The sequence below is a fragment of the Allochromatium palmeri genome (assembly GCF_009720725.1).
Lineage (GTDB): Bacteria > Pseudomonadota > Gammaproteobacteria > Chromatiales > Chromatiaceae > Thermochromatium > Thermochromatium palmeri.
Map to the genome: position 1 here is coordinate 57,851 of NZ_WNKT01000011.1, position 22,370 is coordinate 80,220.

Genomic DNA, 22,370 nt, shown 5'->3' on the forward strand with positions numbered 1-22,370 from the left:
TGTTGCATGGCACTTATAGTGCCTCTTCGCTGTCTCGTGACGCCTTGCGCTCGATCTTGGCACGCGATTTCATGTCATCGAGCATGTTGGTATACGCCTGACGCCCCATGATCTGCGTGAGGATGAAGGACTCAGCCGAGAAACCATCCTTCGTGTCCGCTTCGACCTGACCGTCTTCGACCTTGGTCAGACGCACCACCACCGCATCACCATCGTCCAGGATCGCGGTTCCAACGCTGACCGCGCCCTCAGCCGGCACCGGCAGTTTGAAGGCCGCATCCAGCACGCCAGCCGGCACATCGGCGGTCTGACGATCGACCAGACCGGGCGACTCGGGTTGCAGATCCCCGCTAACCGCCGACCAATCCGCCCCTTCGCGCAACTGATCGACCAGGGTTTCAGCCGCCGCCTTGGCCGCCGAACGCGCCTGCTCGTCGCGGATGGCGCTGATGACCTCCTCACGCACCTCATCCAGCGGCTTGGTAGATGCCTCGCGATGTTCGGCCACGCGCAACACCACGGCCTGGAGCTTGTCACGCTCGGGTTCGATCAGATCGCTGTTGTTGCGCTCGACCAGGACGTCCAGACTGAACGCGGCGGCCAGTACCTTGGGCTGCGCGAGCAGCCCTTCACCGCTGCCATCGCGACCCACCCAATCACTGCGCTGGATGGTCAGCCCAAGTTCCTCGGCCGCCGGGTCGAGACTGTCGCGCGACTCATAGCTGATGTTGGCCAGACGCTCAGCGAGATCATAGAACAGCCCCTCAGCACGCTGCTTGGCGAGTTCAGCGCGCAACTGCTCGCGCACGTCCTCGAACGGCTTGACCTCAGACGGCAGAATCTGGACGACGTCGATCAAGTGATAACCAAAAGGCGTGCGCACCGGCTCGCTCAGCTCACCGACCGGAAGCGCGAAAGCGGCTTGATCGAAGGCCGGAACCATAATGCCGGACTCGATGATGCCGAGCGATCCGCCGTTAGCGGCACTCCCCGGATCCTGTGACAGGGTCTTGGCCAGTTCCTCGAACGATTCGCCAGCCTGGATGCGCGCGCGGATAGACTGGATCTCGTCGAGCACGGACTGCGCGGTGGCCTCATCGGCGTCCGCGTCGACCTTGAGCAGCAGATGACGCACCTCGCGCCGCTCAGGCTGGACGAAACGCGCCTGGTCGGACTCATAGAGCTGGCGCAGGTCGTCCTCACTCACCTCGACCTTGGACGACAGGCTGTCAGTGTCGAGCACCAGGTATTCGAGCTTGACCTGCTCAGGACTCTGGAAGCGCGCGCGATTGGAGTCGTAATAGGCCGTGATACGCGCCTCGTCGATTGGCTCCTCGGTGCGATGTTCGGCCAGCGGCAGGCGCAGATAGCTGATTTCGCGTTTCTGGCCCATGAGCCGCTTGTAGGCGTCCAGCTCGGCGCGCGTGGCCAGCTCGCTGCTGGAGACGGCGCGGATCAACTGAGTCGCGTTCATTTTCTGGCGCAATTGCGCCTCATACATCGCCGGGGTCAGACCCTGGAAGCGCAACAGACGTTCATAGGTATCCTTGTCGAAACGCCCTTCGCTGACGAAGGCCGGATCGGAGAGGATCTGCATCTGGACCTCTTGATCCGCGACGCGCAGACCCAGACGCCCAACGATGTCCATGAGCAGGGCTTCCTGGATCAGGGTTTCGAGCGCCTCTGACCTGAGTCGCTGGTCATCGAAAGCGGCCGGGTCATAGGCCGCCCCCAGGCGTTCGCGCAGTTCGAAGCGCGTCTCCTGGACCCGTCGATCCAGCTCACGCGCTGGGATCTCGACCCCATTGACGGTCGCGGCGATCGGCTCGCCGCCGACGCCCAGATAGGACTGAATGCCCCAAAGGGCAAAGGGAATACTGATCAGGAGGATAATGGCCCAAGCGATCCAACCTTGGGCACGTTCACGGATGGTCTGAAGCATGGCGATTCGCGGAGATCCAGGGTCCAAAAAAGATCCAAAAAAAACGGGGTATCCACTGTGATGGATACCCCGTTTACTCAAAGTTGGCGGAGCGGACGGGGCTCGAACCCGCGACCCCCGGCGTGACAGGCCGGTATTCTAACCAACTGAACTACCGCTCCAAATTCTGGTGGGTGCTGCAGGGATCGAACCTGCGACCCTCGCCTTGTAAGGGCGATGCTCTCCCAGCTGAGCTAAGCACCCTTGTGAAGCGAGCAATTATTGTACCGCATCTTTAAGTGCTTTACCAGCCTTGAATGAAGGCGTTTTCGATGCCTTGATTTCGATGGTAGCGCCCGTCTGCGGGTTGCGACCGGTACGGGCCGCACGCTCTTTCAAAGAAAAGGTACCGAACCCGATCAATGATACAGTATCTCCTTCCTTGAGTGCAACAGCAATCGAATCGGTGAAGGCATCCAGGGCGCGTCCAGCCGCAGCCTTAGAGATGTCGGCGGCATCGGCCATTTTTTCGATGAGTTCCGATTTATTCATAGAATTCCCCTTTGAATCCCCAGTTTTTTATGCCTGAATGGTCAGCGTCGAGCCGCGCCCGGCTAGCGGATACGGTCTAGCCTTTCGATCGCCTGGAAAGGCTCATGCGCCCCGGACCGGGGCGCCTCGATCGTGCAGGCATCCTAATGCGCAGAGGGCGCGGGAGGCAACCATCAATTGCGCCCAGACTCAGTGATGGAGCCGCGCGCCCTGCTCGCGTCCCGGCTCGGCGGCGCCTTCGCGCGCCTCATCCGCTTCCACGACCGGCTCCTCCCCATCAACCTTGGTTTCGATGGGGGCGGGATGCCGAATCAGGGCCAGATCAAGCACTTCGTCGATCCAGCGCACCGGATGGATTTTGAGATGCTGCTTGATGTTCTTCGGGATTTCGGTCAGATCGCGCTCGTTCTCCAGCGGGATGATGACACTTTCGATCCCGCCGCGATGGGCCGCGAGCAGCTTCTCCTTGAGTCCGCCGATCGGCAGCACCTCGCCGCGCAGCGTGATCTCGCCGGTCATGGCGACCGTGGAGCGCACCGGAATCTTGGTCAGGGCCGAGACCAGAGCCGTGCACATGGCCACGCCCGCGCTTGGTCCGTCCTTGGGCGTGGCACCCTCGGGGACATGGATGTGGATGTCGAACTGGTTGTGGAAGTCCGCCGGTACGCCGAGCGCGTCGGCGCGTGAGCGCACCACCGTCATGGCGGCCTGGATGGACTCCTGCATCACATCACCGAGCTGACCGGTGTAGGTGAACTTACCCTTGCCGGGGACCAGCGCCGACTCGATGCGCAGCAGCTCGCCGCCAACTTCGGTCCAGGCTAGACCCGTGACCTGACCGATCTGGTCGTGCTCGTCGGCGCGACCATAGCGATAGCGCTGCACACCGAGATATTTCTCCAGCGACTTGGGCGTGATGACCGTGGGCGTGTCGCGCTTCTTGAGCAGGATCTCCTTGACCACCTTGCGGCAGAGCTTGGAGATCTCGCGCTCCAGGTTGCGCACGCCAGCCTCGCGGGTGTAGTGACGAATGATGTCGCGCAGGGTATTTTCGCGAATCGCCAGCTCGGAACTCTTGAGACCGTTGTTGCGCGTCTGCTTGGGCACCAGATAACGCTCGGCGATAGCCGTCTTCTCGTCCTCGGTATAGCCCGAGAGGCGGATGACTTCCATGCGGTCGAGCAGCGCCGGCGGGATGTTGAGCGTGTTAGCCGTGGCGACGAACATGACCTCGGACAGGTCGAAGTCCACCTCCAGATAGTGATCGGCGAAGGTGTGGTTCTGCTCAGGGTCGAGCACTTCCAGCAGCGCCGAGGCCGGATCGCCACGGAAGTCCATGGCCATCTTGTCGATTTCGTCGAGCAGGAAGAAGGCGTTGCGCGAGCCGGCCTTGGACAGATTCTGGATGATCTTGCCCGGCAGCGCGCCGATGTAGGTGCGACGATGGCCGCGGATCTCGGCCTCGTCACGCACGCCGCCGAGCGACATGCGCACGAACTTGCGGTTGGTCGCGAGCGCAATCGACTGCCCGAGCGAGGTCTTGCCGACACCGGGCGGCCCAACCAGACACAGGATCGGTCCCTTGAGCTTGCGCACACGCTGCTGCACGGCCAGATATTCGAGGATGCGCTCCTTGACCTTCTCCAGACCATAGTGGTCCTTGTCGAGCACCGCCTCGGCAACCTTGATGTCGTTGCGGATACGGGTGCGCTTCTTCCAGGGCACGCTGACCAGGGTGTCGATATAGTTGCGCACCACGGTCGCCTCAGCCGACATCGGCGACATCAGCTTGAGCTTGTTCAGCTCACCGAGCGCCTTGCTCTTCGCCTCGCGCGGCATTCCGGCCGTTTCGATACGCTTGGCCAGATCCTCGATCTCATTGGGCGCGTCTTCCAGTTCGCCCAGTTCCTTCTGGATCGCTTTCATCTGCTCGTTGAGATAGTACTCGCGCTGGTTCTTCTCCATCTGACGCTTCACGCGCCCACGGATGCGCTTTTCCATCTGCAGGATGTCGTTCTCGGCCTCCATCAGGCTCATCAGATGTTCGAGCCGCGCCGCAATGCCGATCATCTCCAGCACGCGCTGCTTCTCATCGAGCTTGAGCGCCATGTGCGCGGCCATGGTGTCGGCGAGCCGGCCGGCATCGTCGATGCTTGCCAGCGAGGTCAGCACCTCGGGCGGTACCTTTTTGTTGAGCTTGACGTACTGATCGAACAGGGTCAGGGCCGAGCGCATGAGTACGTCCTGCTCGCGCTCGTCCATCTCCAGCGTCTCGGACATGGGACGGATGAGCGCCGAGAAGGCGTCCTCGGTGGTCAGAAAGCGGTCGATCTGGGCGCGCTGGCTGCCCTCGACCAGCACCTTGACTGTACCGTCGGGCAGCTTGAGCAACTGAAGAATATTAGCCAGGGTGCCGATTTCATAGAGATCCTTGACCTGCGGATCGTCGACATCGGCGCTCTTTTGCGCGATCAGCAGGATCTGCTTGTCGGTGGCCATGGCCGCATCGAGGGCTCGGATCGACTTGTCGCGCCCGACGAACAGCGGGATGACCATGTGTGGATAAACGACGACGTCCCGCAGCGGAAGCACGGGGACTTCCTGCTGGGTGAATTGCTCGCGACCGGACGCTGGGATGTTTTGAGCCATGGAAACCTGTTCTCGTTGAAGCGACGTTCCACCAGGTGGGGTTCGCGAGCGGTACCGGGACGCGGTCGCGGATCGGAGAACGTCGGAATGGTGAGTATGCTGACAGGATCGGGGCCGAGACCAGCCTCTTCAACGCCTGCGGACCAAGTCCGATTGTCTGGCAGGGTGATGGCCGGGTAGCGTTCGGCCTTGCGCAATCCGGCGGACGTGGCATCGCCGTGATGTCTGAACCACGCATCCACCGCGTCTGGCACCCTCGTGTGGTGCCAGCGCGGCGGAAACCGCGTCGAACGGAAAGATCAATCAGCCGCGACGGCCTGTTTCTCGATCCGGTCGTAGATCAGGAAGGGCTTGTTCTCGCCGGCGATGACCGAAGCATCAATCACGACCTTGCTGACGTGATCCATGGAGGGCAGATCGTACATGGTATCGAGCAGCACCTGCTCCATGATGGTCCGCAGACCACGCGCGCCGGTCTTGCGCTCCATCGCCTTGCGGGCGATCTCGCGCTGGGCGTCGTCGCGGATCTCGATCTGCACGCCTTCCATCTCGAACAGCCGCGCATACTGCTTGACCAGCGCATGCTTGGGCTCGGTTAGGATGCGCATCAGCGCCGCCTCGTCGAGCTCCTCCAGGGTCGCCAGCACCGGCAGACGTCCGACGAACTCGGGGATGAGCCCGTAGCGGATCAGATCTTCCGGCTCGACCGCGCTCAGCAGCTCGCTGATCTGACGATTGTCGTCCTTGCTCTGGACCTCAGCCGAAAAGCCGATACCGGTCTTCTTGGAACGGTTCTGGATCACCTTGTCGAGACCGGCGAAAGCACCGCCGACAATGAACAGAATGTTCGAGGTGTCGACCTGCAGGAACTCCTGCTGCGGATGCTTGCGCCCGCCCTGCGGCGGCACCGAGGCGACAGTGCCCTCGATGAGCTTGAGCAGTGCCTGCTGCACGCCCTCGCCCGAGACATCGCGCGTGATCGAGGGGTTATCCGACTTGCGCGAGATCTTGTCGATTTCGTCGATATAGACGATACCGGTCTGTGCCTTCTCGACGTCGTAGTCGCACTTCTGCAGCAGCTTCTGGATGATGTTCTCGACGTCCTCGCCCACATAGCCGGCCTCAGTCAGAGTCGTGGCATCGGCGATGGTGAAGGGGACGTTGAGCAGACGCGCCAGCGTTTCGGCGAGCAGGGTCTTGCCCGAGCCGGTCGGACCGATGAGCAGAATATTGCTCTTGGCGATCTCGATGTCTTCCTTGGCTTCGGCGACTTCGAGCCGCTTGTAGTGGTTGTAGACCGCGACCGAGAGGACTTTCTTGGCCTTCTCCTGCCCGATCACGAATTCGTCGAGCTTAGCGTTGATCTCACGCGGCTTGGGCAGATGATTGGTCGTCTCAGCGGCGTTCTCTTCCATCTCTTCACGAATGATGTCGTTGCAGAGTTCGACACATTCGTCGCAGATGAACACCGATGGACCCGCGATGAGCTTGCGCACTTCGTGCTGGCTCTTACCGCAGAAGGAGCAATAGAGCAGTTTACCGTCGTCGCTCTTGTGGCTGTTTCCACTCATCGGGTGTAAGTCTCCGGGGGGGCTGTAAGGGATGCGACTCCTGCATTCCCGAATGAGGCGGGTTCAATCATAACCATTTGGAGCTATATGGCAAGAAACTTGAGCACGGAACCTGGACAACGTCACAGATTCGCTACGAAATTGCGCGCCCCTCCTGTGTCCCGGCGACGGAGAGAGGCGCCGCTGGATGATGAATCGGGTCAGGTCTTTTGCGATGATGTCACGGGACCGCGTTCGGTGATGACCTTGTCGATCAGTCCGTATTCACGCGCCGTCTCGCCATCCATGAAACGGTCGCGATCCGTATCCTCGGCGATCTTCTCGATCGGCTGCCCGGTATGCTCGGCCAGGATCTGATTGAGTCGCTCGCGGATATAGAGGATTTCGCGCGCATGGATCTCGATATCGGTCGCCTGACCCTGAAAGCCGCCGAGCGGCTGATGGATCATCATGCGCGAATGCGGCAGACAGAAGCGCTTGCCCGCCGCGCCGCCGGCCAGCAGCAGCGCGCCCATGCTCGCCGCCTGACCGATGCACATGGTGCTCACGTCGGGACGAATGAAACGCATGGTGTCATAGATGGCCAGACCGGCCGTGACCGAACCGCCGGGCGAGTTGATATAGAGATGGATGTCCTTGTCCGGATTCTCCGATTCCAGAAACAGCAGTTGAGCGACCACCAGATTCGCCATGTGGTCTTCGACCGGACCGACAAGAAAGATGACGCGCTCTTTGAGCAGACGCGAATAGATGTCGAACGAGCGTTCGCCGCGTGCGGTCTGCTCGACCACGATGGGGACCAGCCCCAGACCTTGGGGCTGCCAATCGGTGCGACTCAGGGGTGTGCTCATGGATTGGAATCTTCGAATGATCGTTGAAAAGAGAGAAATGTCGAGCCGCGATGGCGGCGGCGCCCATGGATTGATGCATCGGAATCATTCCGATGCTGGTCGCCGCCGCTGGACGAGCGGGTGTTTCCGCAGCGCTTTACTCGGTGAGCTGCGCGAAGGTCATGGGTTCGTCCTCGACCTGAGCCTGTTCGAGCATCAGATCGACCACCTGCTCTTCCATAACCAGCCCCTGGATTGAACTCAGACGCTCGGCATCGCCATAGTAGTAATCGACGACCTGCTGCGGGTGCTCATAGCTGGCGGCCATACGCTCGACCGTCTCGAGCACGCGCGCCGGATCTGCCTTAATGTCGTTATCGCGAATGACCTGACCCAGGATCAAGCCCAGCGCCACCCGACGCTTTGCACCCGACTCGAACATCTCAGGTGGCAGTTGCATCTGACCACCACCCAGTGCCTGACGCATCTGCTCGGCCATGGTGCGCATCTCGCTCTGGATCAGCGCCTTGGGCAGCTCGACCGGATTGGCCTCATGTAGCATGTCCATCACCCGCTCCTTAGTGCGGGCGGTGAGACGCTCTTTCAATTCACGCTCCATATTGCGGCGCACGTCGGCCTTGAAACGCTCGACATCGCCGTCCTCGACCCCGAAGTTCTTGACGAACTCCGCATCGATTTCAGGCAAACAGGGCTCAGTGATCGACTCCAGCGTGACCTCGAAGCGCACTGGCTTACCGGCCAGATGCTCGGCCTGATAGGGATCGGGGAAGGTCAGATCAAGCACGCGCGTCTCGCCGACCGTCGCGCCGATCAGGCCCTCCTCGAAACCGGGGATCAGACGGCCTGAACCCAATTCGAGCTTGAAGTCGTTGAGGGTGCCGCCCTCGAAGGCTTCGCCGTCGACCGTGCCGACGAAGTCGATGCTGAGCTGATCGCCTAACTGCGCCGCGCGCTCGACCGGCTCCCAGGTCTGGTGCTGCTTACGCAGACGCTGCATCATGTCATCCAGGTCGCTGTCGGCCAGCTCGCTCACGGGACGCTTGATGACCTTGTCAGCCACCGGGGCCAGCGCGATCTCAGGCATGACCTCGAAGACAGCCGTATAGGCCACGCGACCGGCGGAGATGTCGAGATCCGGTTCGATATGCGGCATTCCGGCCGGCTGCAACGACTGCTGATTGAGTGCTTCGAAGAGGCTCTTCTGCACCATGTCGGCAAAGACTTCCTGGTGGAGCTGCTCGTTGTAGCGCTGACGCAGTACCTTCATCGGCACCTTGCCGGGACGAAACCCCGGCAGCTTGGCCTGCCGCGCGAGTTTCTGTAACCGCTGCTCGACTTCGGCGCTGACCTCCTCGAAGGGGAGGTCGATCCGCATCCGCCGCTCAAGCCCCTCGCCCGCTTCAACCGACACTTGCATTGAATCTCTCCTGCGGACGCCAAGCTCTTGCGCCACGCCTGTCAATAAAAAATCTCGACGCCGCCACGCTGGGGCCACGCCTTCAAAAGCCGTTCAGTATAGCACGAACCGCGCACTTGACAGCCGACCAGGAGCCAGGATCGCCATCGGCGACCCTGGCTGTTCACTCAGATGACCTTGGAGAAGCCGATCGGTCCGGTCTTGGCGGCCAGATAGGCGTCGAAGGCCATGCAGATGTTGCGCACCAGCAAGCGGCCGCGCGCCAGGATGCGAATCTTGTCGGCATCGATCCTGACCAGGCCGTCTTCTTCCATGCCCTTGAGCTTGGCCAGACTGTCGGCGAAATAGTCGTCGAACGCGATATCCCACATGGACGCGACCGAGGCCTTGTCCAGCTCGAAGTGACAGATGAGGCGAGTGATGACGTCGCGTCGGATCAGATCGTCGCGGTTGAGCTCGATGCCACGGAACACCGGCAGACGCCCGGCGTCGAGGTCGGCGTAATACTCAGCCAGCTCACGGCGGTTCTGGCCGTAGGTGTTGTCGACCATACCGATCGAGGTCACACCGATACCGATCAGATCGCAGTCGGCATGGGTCGAGTAGCCCTGGAAGTTGCGGTACAGGGTGCCGGCCTGCTGGGCGAGCGCCAGCTCGTCGTCGGGACGCGCAAAGTGGTCCATGCCGATATAGACATAGCCCGCCTCAGTCAGACGCGCGATGGTCGATTGCAGGATATCGAGCTTGACCTCGGGCGCCGGCAGGTCGGCTTCGCTGATGCGACGCTGCGCCTTGAAGCGCTCCGGCAGATGGGCGTAGTTGAAGATCGACAGCCGCTGCGGATTGACTTCGATGATGCGCTCCAGCGTTTTGCCGAAGCTCTCGACCGACTGAAACGGCAGGCCGTAGATCAGATCGATACTGGTCGAGCGGAAGCCCTCGGCGATCGCGGCCTCCAGCACCGTCATGGTCTGGGCCTCGGTCTGGAAGCGGTTGACCGCTGCCTGGACCCGCTCGTCGAAGTCCTGCACGCCGAGACTCATGCGGTTGAAGCCGATGCGACGCAGCAGCTTGACCGTGGAGGCATCCGCCTCGCGCGGGTCGATCTCGATCGAGAACTCGCCGACATCGTCGCCCGCCAGGGTGAAATGACGGCGCGTCACCTCCATCAGCTCGATCATTTGATCGTCGCTGAGGAAGGTCGGGGTGCCGCCACCCCAGTGCAGTTGCTCGACCACGCGCGAGCTGTCGAACAGCGCCGACTGCATTTCCAGCTCGCGATAGACGCGCTCCAGATAGGGCGGCGCCAGCGAGCGGTCCTTGGTCGCGATCTTGTTGCAGGCGCAATAGAAGCAGACCGTATCGCAGAAGGGGATATGGAAATAAATCGAGAGCGGCCGTCCGCTCTCATTGCTACGCGCGCAGGCCGCCTTGTAGGCCGCCTCGTCGAAGGACTCGTCGAACTCGACCGCTGTGGGATACGAGGTATAGCGCGGACCGCTCTGGTCGTAGCGACGAATCAAATCAAGGTCGAAGGAAACGCCTTGCTCCACCGTTCAATCCTCCAGCCGCGGGGTGCGCCTGTGGCCCCCGATCGGCCTGTCGTGTAAAGCCTGTTCAGGCATCATCCCCGTCTGGACCGAGTCCGGGGCGCCGGGACTCGATGCACTGGTTCAGGCGGGGCTTGGATATGGAATCGCTTGTGCAACGATTGCCGGCCAGATCCCTGGTCACGGACTCAGGAATAGAGCGCCTCCTCGATGAGCGGTTGAGAGTCGAGGAGTTGCTCGCGCGTGAGCAGGAAGACGCCCTCTCCCCCACGTTCGAACTCAAGCCAGGTGAAGGGCACGCCCGGCAGACGCGACTCCAGGAAGGACAGCGAGTTGCCGACCTCAACGACCAGGATGCCGCGTTCGTTGAGATGCGCCGCCGCCTCGTCAAGGATGCGTAGCACGATGTCGAGTCCGTCATCGCCGGCGAGCAGCCCCAGATGCGGCTCGTTGTGATACTCGACCGGCAGGGTCTCGAACTCGGCGCGCGAGACATAAGGCGGGTTGGAAACGATTACGTCGTAACGCTGATCACCGAGCACGGCGAACAGATCGGACTCGAACACCTGCACCCGGTCGCCTAAACCATGACGCTCGACATTGTCACGCGCAATTGTCAGCGCCTCGGGCGAGATGTCGACCAGATCGACATCGGCATCCGGCAGATAGACGGCCGCCGCGATGCCGATGCAGCCGCTGCCGGTGCACAGATCCAGCACCCGGCTGACCCGATCGGCGTCGATCCAGGGATCGAAACCCACTTCGACCAACTCGGCGATCGGCGAGCGCGGCACCAGCACCTGCGCATCGACCCGAAACTCCAGCCCCGCGAACCAGGCGCGGCCGATCAGATAGGCCGCCGGCACCCGCTCGACGACCCGGCGCTCGATGAGTGCGCAGACCTGCACCCGCTCGACAGGCGTCAGCCGGCAGTCGCGGAAGTGTGCGGGCAGATTGGGATCGAGGTGCAGGGCGCTCAGCACCAGCAGCGCCGCCTCGTCGATGGCGTTATCGGTGCCGTGCCCGAAGTGGAGACCGGCCGCGTTGAAGCGGCTCGCGCCCCAGCGCACGAAGTCCTGAATCGAAATCAAACCGTCCGGCTGCTCTGCCATGGCACCCATGAATCGTCAAGCTGTGGTTGAAAAGGCCGAGCCGTCCGCCGACGGAGTCCAGCGGGCGGCCTGGACAGAAGCTGTGAAGCATACCACTGCCGGGAGGGTTTTTTCAGTGCTGGAAGCGATCAAGCCGCCCGCCGGTGCTTTTCGGGTTCGAGCGTAACGGGCTGGGACGCCTGATTAAGGCTTGGATGCCCGCCTCTGTCGACCAGATCCTGAAGTGAGATCGCGCTGAGGAAACCGAAGATTTCATCGCTCAACTGATCCCAAAGATGATGGGTCAGGCAGCGCTGGCCTTCGCGGCAATTCTGGCGCCCGCCGCAGCGCGTCAGCTCCACCCACTCGTCGACGGCGCAGATGATGTTGGCAATCGTGATCTCGCTCGGCGCGCGTCCCAGATAATAACCGCCGCCCGGACCGCGCACGCCGCGCACCAGCTTCTTCGCCCGCAGTGCCGCGAACAACTGTTCCAGATAAGATAGCGAGATGCCTTGACTGGATGAGATGTCTGCCAGCGTCACCGGTCCCTTGCCCGCGTGCAGGGCCAGGTCGAGCATAGCGGTCACCGCGTATCTGCCTTTGGTCGATAGTCTCATGATAGTGCTGCCTGCTAGGGGATGAATGGTCACTGGACTAAATTAGTCAACAATTCCCTTATTTCAAGCGGGCTAGCCTCTGAACCCGGCCTTGAGAGCCGGAACTGAGTTCGTTAAAGTTTTGTGTATATGTCAAAATTTATTCATAAAAACCAGGCTTTTATGCTTGGGCGATGCGCGTCACGATCGTCTCTCACCGCCCTCTCAATCTGGCTGCTCGCGCTTCTGATGCTCGTCTCGACGGCGGCGACCCGGGCCCAGGACGCCAACGCGCGCCTGCCACTCTCTGCGGCAGCCAGCACCACGACCTCACTGCCAACCAAAGACCGTATCGAGCAGCAGCTCGCCGAATTGCAGTCGAGCACGAGAACGGACGAGGCGCTCAAATCGAACTTGAGCGATCTCTATCGTCACGCACTCTCCAATCTCAACGAGATCGAGAAATTCGGCGAGCGTCTGACTGAGCTGACCGAGACGCTGAAGCTCGCGCCCAAGCAGACGCAGCAACTCCAGAAATCTCTGGAGCGCCAACTCGCTTTAGACAAATCCAAGGCACCACCATCCGTGCCGGGTGGACTCACGATCGACCAGATCAGCCAGCAGCTCAACCAGGTTATGGCCGATGCGACCGTGCAGGAGATTCGTGTCAGCGAACTCGACAAGCTCATTGATTCCAGCCAGTCGCGTCCGGGCCTGGTGCGCGAGCGCTTGATCGCCATCAAACAAGCCCTCGATGCACTCGACCAGGACACCCAGCCAACCACGCTCGCCGGCGAGTCGTCTGAAGAGCTGGCTCAAGCCAAGCACTGGGTGTCGGAGACACAGCGACAGGCGCTTTGGAGCGAAGCGCGGATGCTGGAACAGGAGTTGCTCACCCAATCGGCGAGTGAGGCGTTGATCAAGGCCCGCCATGAGCTGGCTTCGCTCAATCTGCGCGAACTCAAGGCCAAACAGCATGTACTCGAGGAGGCGCTGAGCGAACGGCGCTCGCAGCAGGCGCGTGCCGAGCAGATTGCCTCCGATCGCGCGCAGCGCGACGCCGAGGACAAAGATCCCATGGTGCGCGAGTTCATCCAGGGCAATGCGGCGCTGACGAAGGCACTGGGTGAGAGCGCCAGCCGTCTCGCCGGATTGAGTGATGATCTTTCACATACCGAAGCCGAACGCAAGCGTATCGAGGACGAGTACCGGAGTGCTCAGCAACGACTGGAGGCGGCCGGACTCACGCGCTCGCTTGGACAGGTTCTGTTCGATCAGCGTAATCAAATGCCGGATCTGCGCCAGTATCGTGACACCATCCGCGAGCGCGAAAACCGGATCGCCGATGCCACGTTGCGCCAGATCCGCTATCGCGAAGAGGAACGTCATCTCCGCGACATTGACCGCTATATCGGGGATCTCGCGCTCGACGCGCCAGCGGTCGACTCCAAAGCGATTCGCGCCGAGCTGCTGGAGGTGCTCCAGCAGCGCCGCAGCCTGTTACGCCAGATCATCAAGAGTGAGGACGACTACATCCGCAAACTCGGTGATCTGAACTATAGCGCCGAACAGGTGATGCAAGTCACCCAGTCCTATGACGACTTCCTGGCCGAGCGCCTGCTCTGGGTGCGCAGTTCGACGAGCATTAACCTGGAGACGCTCAAAAGCCTGCCCAGCGCCTTGGGTTGGCTGGTCTCGCTCGATGGCTGGCGCGAGATTGGACGCGCGCTCGTCGAGCGCCTGCGTCACTCGCCACTCTTCTGGCTCGGTCTGGCGCTCGGAGTGCTCCTGATCTGGAAGAATCCAGCCATCCGGCGCGCGATCCGGGCACGCGCCGAACCACTGCGCCGCGTGCGTACCGACGGCATCCAGTTCACGCTTGAGTCGATCGGCCTGACACTCATCGCGGCCACGCCGATTGCTTTTCTTAGCTGGCTAATCGGCCAGCAACTCCTGCTCTCGACCGAAGCCACGGCCTATACGCGCGCGTTTGGCGCCGCCCTGGCCCAGGTCGCCTTTGGACTCTATTATCTACGCGCCTTCCGCTTGCTGTGCATGACGGGAGGTGTCGCCGAGCGGCATTTTCGCTGGAAAGAGAACGTGCTCAAGCGTCTGCGGCGTGACTTCGGCGTGTTCACGCTCTACATCGTGCCGATTGCCTTCATCGTCATTGCGCTGCATCAATACAACGATCCCGTCCATGACGATGGACTCGGGCGCTTGCTCCTGATCGCCACCATGCTCGGCTTCGCGGTCTTCTTCGCGCGCCTGCTCAACCCGAATCACGGCGCCATCAGCCGCTTTCTGACCGATCATCCCAAGGGCTGGCTCCACCGTTTGCGTCGCGTCTGGTTCCCCGCGATCGTTGGCGCGCCGCTGGCGCTGGCGGTCCTGGCCATCGTCGGCTACGTCTACACGGCGGGCATCCTGTTTCAGTCCCTGGTCTATCAGGTCTGGACCATCCTTGCTCTGATCACGCTGCACCAGACCATCGTGCGCTGGCTGATCGTCACGCGCCGCCGCCTGGCGTTCCAGGCGGCGCTTGAGCGTCAAACCGCACGTCGGGCCCAGCAGGCCGCTGATAGCGAGCACCATGAGGCCGGAGTCGTGACCGAGATCTTTCAGGTCGAGGAACCCGAGCCGAATCTCGCTGCACTCGATGAACAAACCCGGCGCCTGATCAATGCGTCGGTTTTCATTGGTGGCGCCTTCGCCATCTGGGCCACCTGGTCCGAGGTGCTGCCGGCTTTCGGGTTCCTCGAACGCTTCGCACTCTGGTATCACACCGGCATCGTCGACGGGATCGAGCAAACGATCCCGGTCACGATCGCCGACATGGGGCTGATCCTACTGATTTTGGTCGTGGCCACCATTGCCGCGCGCAACCTGCCGGCACTGCTCGAAATCCTGCTGCTCCAGAGTGACTCGGTTTCGGCCGGGGCGCGCTATACGATCAAGACCCTGTCGAGCTATCTGATCACGGCGGCCGCTTTTCTGCTCGCCTTCAGTACGCTTGGCTTCGATTGGGGGCAGGTGCAATGGCTGGTGGCCGCGCTTGGCGTGGGTATCGGTTTCGGTCTACAGGAGATCGTCGCCAACTTCATCAGCGGTCTGATCATCCTGTTCGAGCGTCCGGTGCGTGTCGGTGACATCGTGACCATTGGCGACACCACAGGCGTGGTGACCAATATCCGCATCCGCGCTACCACCATCCGTAACTGGGACAAACAGGAGCTGCTGGTGCCGAACAAGGAGTTCATCACCGGCCGGCTGCTCAACTGGACACTGACAGACCAATTGAACCGCATCACGATTCCGGTCGGGATCGAGTATGGAAGCGATGCCAACAGGGCGCTTGAACTCCTGGCGCAAATTGCCAGCAAGCACGAGCGCGTGTTGAAAGACCCGGCACCGCTGATCAGCTTCGAGTCGTTCGGAGACAACGCGCTGACACTGGTGTTGCGCGCTTACATGGATTCACTCGATGGACGCATCGGTGTCATCACCGAGTTGCATCAAGCGATCTACGACACCTTCAAAGCCGAAGGCATCGGGATCGCCTTCCCGCAGCGCGATGTGCACCTCTATACCAAAGCGCCGCTGGATGTCCGGCTACAGTCGCCTGATGAGACACCGCGGAATTCAGGCGCCGGAATTGCGTGAAATCGTCGCGTGAAACATGGGCGGAGGGTGCCGCCCGGACCGACTGTCAGTTCAGTTCGTTGAACTCGGGATCATCGAGCAGTTCGCGCAGGCGCTTGATTTCACGCATGTGCTCGATGCGGCGGCGCACGTCCAGGTTGGCCGACTGACCGCGCGACTCTTGGGATAGGATGGGTGGGACGCGCTCCATGAGCTCATCACCATAACCAACTTCGGAATCCAGCATCTCCTCTACCTCGGGGATTGAACGAAACGAGACGATAACGATAGAGGCGGCATATAGCCGATTCGAGTTGCACGCAACAGTTGTTTTTATCAATTCTATTGATTGAGTTAATGCGTTGAGACAATCGTTGGACCCATTGATGCATCGCGCCCCAGTGTTTTGTGTGAGACATGACTGGATCGGCGGCCAGCCGCTGCCGATTTGCGCACGGGTGAGGCGCCGCAGTGTGCCCAGCACTGAACCGAGGCCGGATATCAGGTCATCGCCGAAGGCGAAAATTGGTGGCAGGCTGTGGAAAAGGCCCTTGTCGGTCTAAAATCAGCCTGATATCGATGGGGTCGTAGGTGCGGCTTCAGCCGCATCACCCACGCAAGGTTGCGGTGGAAGCCGTGCCGACGCTGCATGGCGTTCCAGCGGCTGGGCTACCAGTTTTACCCCCAAGGCATGACAGACCCGATTGACGGTCTCGAAGCGTGGCTGAGCATCGGGGCGCAGCGCCTTGTAGAGCGCCTCGCGCGCGATCCCGCTGGCTTTGGCAATCTCGGTCATGCCGCGTGCACGGGCGACGATGCCCAGCGCATGGGCCAATTCAGATGGGTCGCCTTCTTCGATCACCAGCGTCAGATAGGCCGCAATGTCGTCCTCGTCCTTCAGGTGCTCGGCGGGGTCGAAGTCGGGCAGGTCAGCGATACGGATCGTCTCGGTCATCGGTCAGTCCTCGATGGTGGCCGCCAAGGCGATGGCCTGGGCGATGTCGGTGCTCGCGCGTGGCCCGGTCTTTCAGCCCGTCCAGCCAGGCGGCAAAGGCGTCGGTGCGTTTGATTGTGAACATGGGATTGATTGTAATCGAGCGATTACAAAAAGCCAAAGAAAAGCGCTTGGCCCCGTCACCTGTCGGACTTAACCGCGATCAGCGACCGCGCGCCACGGTTCGGCTACACTTCGGCACTGGAGCAACTCACAGGAGTAGCAAGCGGATGCAAAACGAGGTCATCAAGCGCATGACCACCCTGCCCGCCGCCGTGCAGACCAAGGGACTGGAATTCATCAGTTCCTCCACGAGAAACCCCGTCCTTCAGGGCGGGGAGGGATAGCGGCTACGACCGTGCAACCGCCGGACCAAGAGCGAGGCGCTATCAGCCCAGCGTATAGCCAGCATCGACGTTGAGCGTGGTTCCGGTCACGAGCCGAGCACGCGGCGAGGCGAGAAAGAGCACCGCCTCAGCGACGTCGGCTGGCGTGACCGGCTCTTGGCCCAGGACGTGACGGCGCTCAGAGGTCGCGCGCATCAGATCAGCCGCCCCACTCCACATCTCGGATTCAACCACGCCGGGCGCGACCCCATTGACCCGAATCCCGCGCGGACCGAGCGCCAGCGCCAGCCGGCGGGTGAGCATGTCGAGTCCGGCCTTGGCAACCGAATAACTGGTCGAGGTGCAGGTCGTGAAGGGATGCTGGGCGCAGGCCGAGGACAGATTGATCACCACCGGCGCGGCGGCCTGCTCCAGCAAAGGCGCGCAGACCTGGACCAGTGCAAAGGGCGCGACAAGATTGATCTCCAGGGTCTCGCGCCAGTGCTCCAGGCTCTCCTCCAGGGTGCCGCTGTCGCGAATGACGCCGGCATTGTTGACCAGCACATCCAGCCGACCGGCGTCCTGTTCCAGCCGTTCCGTCAGCCGCCGGCGAAAACCAGCGTCCGCGACATCGCCGACCAGGGCCACCAGACGGCCCGCTGCAACGGCATCCGGCCAGCGCACACGCAAGTCTTCGACCTTCGTGGGCTGACGTCCGAAGGTGTAGACCCGATCACCCGCATCGAGAAAGGTCGCGACCAGACCCGCGCCGATCCCCGAGGTGCCGCCACTGATGCAGACGACGCGCGCTGCATCATCGCCCTCGTCCTGTTGCGTCGCCATCAGCGTTCACGCTGCCCGAGATTGGCATGGATGACCGATCCATTGAGCATGGGCGCCTCGGCGGCGAAGGCGACCGCTGAGGCGATTTCCGCGGGCGCGATCAGCCGGTCGAAGGCGTTCATCCCGCTGATGGCGGCCAGCGTCTCCGGGTTGTCGCCGATGAGCGCACGCAGTTGCTCGGTATCCGTGAAGCCGGGGCAGATCAGGCAGGTATGGATGCCGCGTCCAGCCAGATCCTGACAGGTGGCGCGCATCATGCCGACGAGCGCATGCTTGGCGATCACATAGCTGGCCACGCCCGGCACGGCCTTCTCGGACAGGGTTGAGCCGATGTAGATCACACTCGATCCCGCCCCCATACGCGGCAGGATGCGCTGATTGAGCCGATTGGGCGCGAGCAGGTTGAGTTCGAGCACCGCGCGCAGATCCACATCCGGCAGGGCGTCGATGCGATCGGCACGCATGATCGAAGCGTTGTGCACCAGACAGGTACGGCCTTCGCCATCGATCCGTCCCGGCAGCGACTCGGCCAGTGTTTCCAGGCTGGCGGGCGACTCCAGATCGACGCTCAGGTTCTCGACCCCAGGCTCCGGGCAGGGCCGCCGCGACAGATTGAGCACGCGCCAGCCATCGGCTAGAAAGCGGGCCGCAATAGCCCGTCCGATACCGGAGCTGGCGCCGGTGATGATGAGTTGGTTCATGCGAATAGAGACTCCCATTGAGCGATGGCCCACTGTCCCTGTCCCGAGGAGACACCGAGTTCGATGGCGCGGATCGCTGGGGCCATGGCAGCAATCTCGGGATGCGCGCGCAGCCGCCCAAGCAGCAGCGGCGCCAGCTCCTCGATGGTGACGTTACGAATGGGCAGCAGCAGAACGTCGCGATCCAGAAAGGGGATGCGCTCGTCGGCGAAGTGCGCCAGCACCAGCCCGTCCTGATGCTCGATGCGCAGATAGGGCGATTCCAGCGGCAGCAGCACGCGCTCGTCGAGTGCGTCGCAGAGTGCCTTGAGCGCGCGCTTGAGGATCACATAGTCGAAGGTCAGACCGCCCTCGCCCACCTGGGCCGTGACCGCGCAGCGCACCCGAAAGTTGTGACCGTGCAGGTTCTCGCGCTCGGTCGCCGAGAACAGCGTGAAATGACCGGAACTGAAATTGAGATAGTCCTTGCTGATCTCGATACGGGTCAGGATCGCTTCGGCCACACACTCCTCCAGTTACATGATCAGCGGCCAGCCAGTTTGACGCGCTCGCCATCGGTGTCAAGCGCCAGACGGCGCCGAACGTCGCGATTGGGTCAACCTTCGTCGTCGCGCACGAGCGACAACCAAACCAGGAGCGCGCTCAGGATCACCAGGAGCCAGGACACCTGCACCGTCTCGCGCGTCAGATCGAGACCGCCTGGCGTCGCCAGCGCGACCAGACCGGTTAGACCGAGCAGGTTGACAAGACTGAAATCGAGCCAGCGGCTTGGACCGATCACGGATGCATCCGCCTGTCGTGGCCTCCGTGTCACCATGGCCAACCAACTGGAACCAAGACTGGCCGGCACCACCAGCGTCAGTCCAATCGTCCAGCGGTCGAGCTCCAGGACGAACGCCAGATCGAGCGCGCCCATGGCCAGTAGTTGCGCGCCCAGGCTCAGCACGGTCAGACCGACAAGCGCACGACTGATCCGGCGCCAGCAGCGACCGAGACCCAGAACCGGCTGGAACAGTGCGATTCCAGTTGCATCGTCACGGCAGCATCGGGCCGACCACGCCAGATAGAGCAGACACAGCAGAATCAGTCCACCCCCTTCGATTCGAGCGATACCGCCATCGAGCATCAACACCCAGACGCCGACCGAGGCGCCGAGCAGACGCTGAGCACGCGGCCGGTCTTGCCGGCTCGCGGAACAGCTCGGTGATACAGCACCGATCGTCAGCAGGACGCCCAGCAGGTGTCCGCCGACGATGACGCCAAGCGCCATGCGGCTGGCGCCAGAGCCGACGGCTTGCAGCAGCACCGCCAGCGCGGGGAGATTCATCAGCAGCGCGAACACGGGTGCGGATGGCCACCGGCGCGCTCCGCCGGTCGCGCGCGCCGAAACAGTGATCGCCCCGCACAGGAGTGCAACACCCAGGATGAGTCCAACCAACCCCGGGATCAGGACGGCTAGCGATAGCAACCAATCCGGCATGAGCCGCTAGGCGTGCTTGAGCACGCAATCGGCGCAGGTGCCGATCAATTCAACCACCGGACGACTGGGCCGGAAACCGCTCTCGCTGGCGGCCAGGGTCAGGCTGTGTGCGATGGTCGCATCCTCCAGTTCGGTCACACGACCGCATTCGGCACAGATGAGGAACTGGCTGGCATGTGGATGCTCGGGATGGGTGCAGCCGACGAAGGCATGCAGGCTCTCGATCTTGTGTGCAAGCCCCTGTTCGAGCAGGAAATCCAGCGCCCGATAGACGGTCGGTGGGGCCAGAGCACGCGCGCCCTCGCGCATGATTTCCAGGATCTCATAGGCACCGAGCGGGCGTTCGGCCATACACAGGATCGACAGCACGCGCCGCCGCTGCGGCGTGAGTCTGACGCCGCGCTGCCGGCAGAGTGCCTCAGCGCGGTCAAGCACCCGTTCCAGGGCTTCACCCGTGGTTGGCATGACGCGCCCCCCCTACCCGCTAACCGCCGTCGCCTGACGCCAGGCGCGCCGACGGTGTAACTGACGGCTGACCAGCGCCGACAGGATATAAACACCGCCGGCGAGCAGGATCATGGTCGGTCCGGCCGGCAGATCCGGTCCGAACGACAGCGCCAGACCCAGCGTGGTGAAGAGCGCCCCGAGTCCGGTTGCGATCAGCATCATGACCCCCAGTGAATGGACGTAATGGCCGGCGATGGCGGCCGGCAGCGTCAGTAGCGCGATGACCAGGATCAGCCCCACCACCTGGATCAGCAGCACCACGGTCACGGCGACCAGACACAGCAGCAGCAGATAGAACAGCGCCACGGGCACGCCGCGCAGACGCGCGAATTCCTCGTCGAAGGTCACGGCCATGAACTGGCGATAGAAGAGCGCGACAGTCGCCACCAGCACCAGATCCAGCCCCGCCATCCACCAGAGTTCGCGCGTCGGCACCAGCAGGATGTTGCCGAACAGAAAGCTCATCAGGTCCGAGGAATACCCAGGCGTCTTGGCGATGAAGAGCACGCCGATGGCCATGCCGATCGCCCAGAGCGCGCCGATGAGCGTGTCTTCCTGGGTCTTCCAGCTCAGACGCACCGCCCCGATCAGCAACGCCGAGCAGATGGCCGCCATCAGCGCCCCGGCGAACGGATCGACCCCGAAATAGAGTGCTGCGCCCATGCCGCCGAGCACCGAATGCGCGATCCCGCCGGCCATGAAGGCGATGCGCTTGACGACGACGAAGGGGCCGATCACGCCACAGCCGACGCTGGCCAGCAGACCGGCGGTCAGCGCGCTCTGTAAAAAGCCATAGGTTGCGAGTGCCGTGAAAAATTCAGCCATGCTGGTGCTCGACCTGGCGGACATGGCCGCCGTAGAGATGCTGGATGGTATCGCCGTCGATGGCGCTGGTCCCGTGACAGGTCAGGGTTCGGTTGAGACAGGCCACGCGGCTGACGTACTCGGAGATGAAAGCGATATCGTGCGAGACCAGCAGGATGGTCAGACGCTGGTTGAGTTCGGCGAGTAGGTCGAAGATGTCGTTCTCAGCACGCTGGTCGATGTTGGCCGTGGGTTCGTCGAGGATGAGGATTCGTGGCTCACCGACCAGGGCGCGCGCCAGCAGCACCCGTTGCAACTGTCCGCCCGAGAGCTGGCCGATCGGGCGCCGTGCCAGATCGGCGGCCTCGACCTTGGCGAGTGCCTGCCGGGCCGCCACGCGGTCGGCGCGGCTCGACCAGCCGAGCGACCAGCGCGACCCGAGTCCGATCCGCCCCATGGCCACGACCTCTTCGACGCAGATCGGGAAGTCGCGCGGAAAGCTGGGGAACTGAGGAACGTAACCGATGGCGCGCGCGGCCTCGCGTGGCGGGCGACCGAGTACGCGGATGCGCCCGGACTGAGGTTCAATCAGGCCCAGGATCAGCTTCAGCAGGGTACTCTTGCCGCCGGCATTGGGTCCGACCAGTCCCACGAACTCGCCGGCCGTGATGCTCAGGTCGATGCGTTCGAGCACCAGGGTCTCGCCATAGGAGAAGCTGACGGACTCCACGCGGATCACGGGCGAGTCGGACATTGTGCTCGGCATGGGGATCGGGTCGATGGTGGATGTGTCGATGAAGGGGTTGCCCGGTATCCGTGCCATCGCGGCCGGATCGAAGGCGTACAGTATAACGTGAATGGACACCGCGCCA

The 22,370-nt window shown here is 62.3% G+C and carries 20 protein-coding genes and 2 tRNA genes; 1 reads left to right on the top strand and 21 read right to left on the bottom strand.

Going from position 1 to position 22,370, the window contains the following annotated elements:
- Positions 1-13 precede the first annotated feature (13 nt).
- From GJ668_RS07395 to GJ668_RS07445, 11 genes are all read right to left on the bottom strand, one after another.
- Positions 14-1,942 carry a SurA N-terminal domain-containing protein gene (locus tag GJ668_RS07395; protein ID WP_155449509.1) on the bottom strand — a complete coding sequence of 643 codons (1,929 nt, stop codon included), beginning with the start codon at positions 1,940-1,942 and terminating at the stop codon, positions 14-16.
- Positions 1,943-2,026: 84 nt separating this feature from the next.
- A tRNA-Asp gene (locus tag GJ668_RS07400) sits at positions 2,027-2,103 on the bottom strand.
- A 6-nt stretch (positions 2,104-2,109) separates the two neighbouring features.
- Positions 2,110-2,185 (bottom strand) — tRNA-Val (locus GJ668_RS07405).
- Positions 2,186-2,200: 15 nt separating this feature from the next.
- Positions 2,201-2,473: an HU family DNA-binding protein gene (locus GJ668_RS07410; RefSeq protein WP_155449510.1), complete on the bottom strand. Its 273-nt coding sequence runs from the start codon at positions 2,471-2,473 to the stop codon at positions 2,201-2,203.
- A gap of 189 nt (positions 2,474-2,662) precedes the next feature.
- A complete protein-coding gene (lon, locus tag GJ668_RS07415; protein ID WP_155449511.1) occupies positions 2,663-5,122 on the bottom strand; it encodes an endopeptidase La in 2,460 nt (819 codons plus the stop codon).
- Positions 5,123-5,421: 299 nt separating this feature from the next.
- Positions 5,422-6,693 carry an ATP-dependent Clp protease ATP-binding subunit ClpX gene (gene clpX / locus GJ668_RS07420; protein ID WP_155449512.1) on the bottom strand — a complete coding sequence of 424 codons (1,272 nt, stop codon included), beginning with the start codon at positions 6,691-6,693 and terminating at the stop codon, positions 5,422-5,424.
- A 200-nt stretch (positions 6,694-6,893) separates the two neighbouring features.
- Positions 6,894-7,544, bottom strand: a complete 651-nt coding sequence (gene clpP / locus GJ668_RS07425; RefSeq protein WP_155449513.1) for an ATP-dependent Clp endopeptidase proteolytic subunit ClpP — start codon at positions 7,542-7,544, stop codon at positions 6,894-6,896.
- A 136-nt stretch (positions 7,545-7,680) separates the two neighbouring features.
- Positions 7,681-8,961: a trigger factor gene (gene tig, locus GJ668_RS07430; RefSeq protein WP_155449514.1), complete on the bottom strand. Its 1,281-nt coding sequence runs from the start codon at positions 8,959-8,961 to the stop codon at positions 7,681-7,683.
- A 167-nt stretch (positions 8,962-9,128) separates the two neighbouring features.
- Positions 9,129-10,514: an oxygen-independent coproporphyrinogen III oxidase gene (gene hemN, locus GJ668_RS07435; RefSeq protein WP_186342949.1), complete on the bottom strand. Its 1,386-nt coding sequence runs from the start codon at positions 10,512-10,514 to the stop codon at positions 9,129-9,131.
- A 185-nt stretch (positions 10,515-10,699) separates the two neighbouring features.
- Positions 10,700-11,623, bottom strand: a complete 924-nt coding sequence (gene prmB / locus GJ668_RS07440) for a 50S ribosomal protein L3 N(5)-glutamine methyltransferase (protein ID WP_155449559.1) — start codon at positions 11,621-11,623, stop codon at positions 10,700-10,702.
- A 128-nt stretch (positions 11,624-11,751) separates the two neighbouring features.
- Positions 11,752-12,222 carry an Rrf2 family transcriptional regulator gene (locus tag GJ668_RS07445; RefSeq protein ID WP_155449560.1) on the bottom strand — a complete coding sequence of 157 codons (471 nt, stop codon included), beginning with the start codon at positions 12,220-12,222 and terminating at the stop codon, positions 11,752-11,754.
- 228 nt (positions 12,223-12,450) lie between these two features.
- Here GJ668_RS07445 and GJ668_RS07450 point away from each other — a divergent pair, with 228 nt between their 5' ends.
- Positions 12,451-15,864 (top strand): mechanosensitive ion channel domain-containing protein, encoded by a 3,414-nt coding sequence (locus GJ668_RS07450; RefSeq protein WP_246194677.1) that lies wholly within the window; start codon positions 12,451-12,453, stop codon positions 15,862-15,864.
- Positions 15,865-15,910: 46 nt separating this feature from the next.
- On the opposite strand, the gene GJ668_RS07455 is transcribed toward GJ668_RS07450, so the two are convergent.
- The 10 genes from GJ668_RS07455 to GJ668_RS07495 form a co-directional block, all read right to left on the bottom strand.
- Entirely contained in the window at positions 15,911-16,090 is a 180-nt protein-coding gene (locus GJ668_RS07455) for a PA3496 family putative envelope integrity protein (RefSeq protein ID WP_155449516.1), read from the bottom strand.
- Positions 16,091-16,408: 318 nt separating this feature from the next.
- Complete coding sequence (locus GJ668_RS07460; protein WP_155449517.1) at positions 16,409-16,798, bottom strand: addiction module antidote protein; 390 nt, start codon at positions 16,796-16,798, stop codon at positions 16,409-16,411.
- Entirely contained in the window at positions 16,773-16,922 is a 150-nt protein-coding gene (locus GJ668_RS20100; RefSeq protein WP_186342950.1) for a type II toxin-antitoxin system RelE/ParE family toxin, read from the bottom strand. The genes GJ668_RS07460 and GJ668_RS20100 overlap by 26 nt, the downstream gene beginning before the upstream one ends.
- Before the next feature lie 304 nt (positions 16,923-17,226).
- Positions 17,227-18,006, bottom strand: a complete 780-nt coding sequence (locus GJ668_RS07465) for an SDR family NAD(P)-dependent oxidoreductase (protein WP_155449518.1) — start codon at positions 18,004-18,006, stop codon at positions 17,227-17,229.
- Positions 18,006-18,707 carry an SDR family NAD(P)-dependent oxidoreductase gene (locus tag GJ668_RS07470; protein WP_155449519.1) on the bottom strand — a complete coding sequence of 234 codons (702 nt, stop codon included), beginning with the start codon at positions 18,705-18,707 and terminating at the stop codon, positions 18,006-18,008. The genes GJ668_RS07465 and GJ668_RS07470 overlap by 1 nt, the downstream gene beginning before the upstream one ends.
- Positions 18,704-19,210, bottom strand: coding sequence for a 6-carboxytetrahydropterin synthase (locus GJ668_RS07475; protein WP_186342951.1), 507 nt, complete (start codon positions 19,208-19,210; stop codon positions 18,704-18,706). The genes GJ668_RS07470 and GJ668_RS07475 overlap by 4 nt, the downstream gene beginning before the upstream one ends.
- A gap of 92 nt (positions 19,211-19,302) precedes the next feature.
- The gene (locus GJ668_RS07480) at positions 19,303-20,187 is read right to left on the bottom strand and encodes a hypothetical protein (protein WP_155449521.1); all 885 of its coding nucleotides are present in this window, start codon (positions 20,185-20,187) and stop codon (positions 19,303-19,305) included.
- A gap of 6 nt (positions 20,188-20,193) precedes the next feature.
- The gene (locus GJ668_RS07485) at positions 20,194-20,652 is read right to left on the bottom strand and encodes a Fur family transcriptional regulator (RefSeq protein WP_155449522.1); all 459 of its coding nucleotides are present in this window, start codon (positions 20,650-20,652) and stop codon (positions 20,194-20,196) included.
- Positions 20,653-20,664: 12 nt separating this feature from the next.
- Entirely contained in the window at positions 20,665-21,519 is an 855-nt protein-coding gene (locus tag GJ668_RS07490; protein WP_155449523.1) for a metal ABC transporter permease, read from the bottom strand.
- Positions 21,512-22,252 carry a metal ABC transporter ATP-binding protein gene (locus GJ668_RS07495; RefSeq protein ID WP_155449561.1) on the bottom strand — a complete coding sequence of 247 codons (741 nt, stop codon included), beginning with the start codon at positions 22,250-22,252 and terminating at the stop codon, positions 21,512-21,514. Before GJ668_RS07495 ends, GJ668_RS07490 begins: the two co-directional genes overlap by 8 nt.
- Between the last annotated feature and the right edge of the window lie 118 nt (positions 22,253-22,370).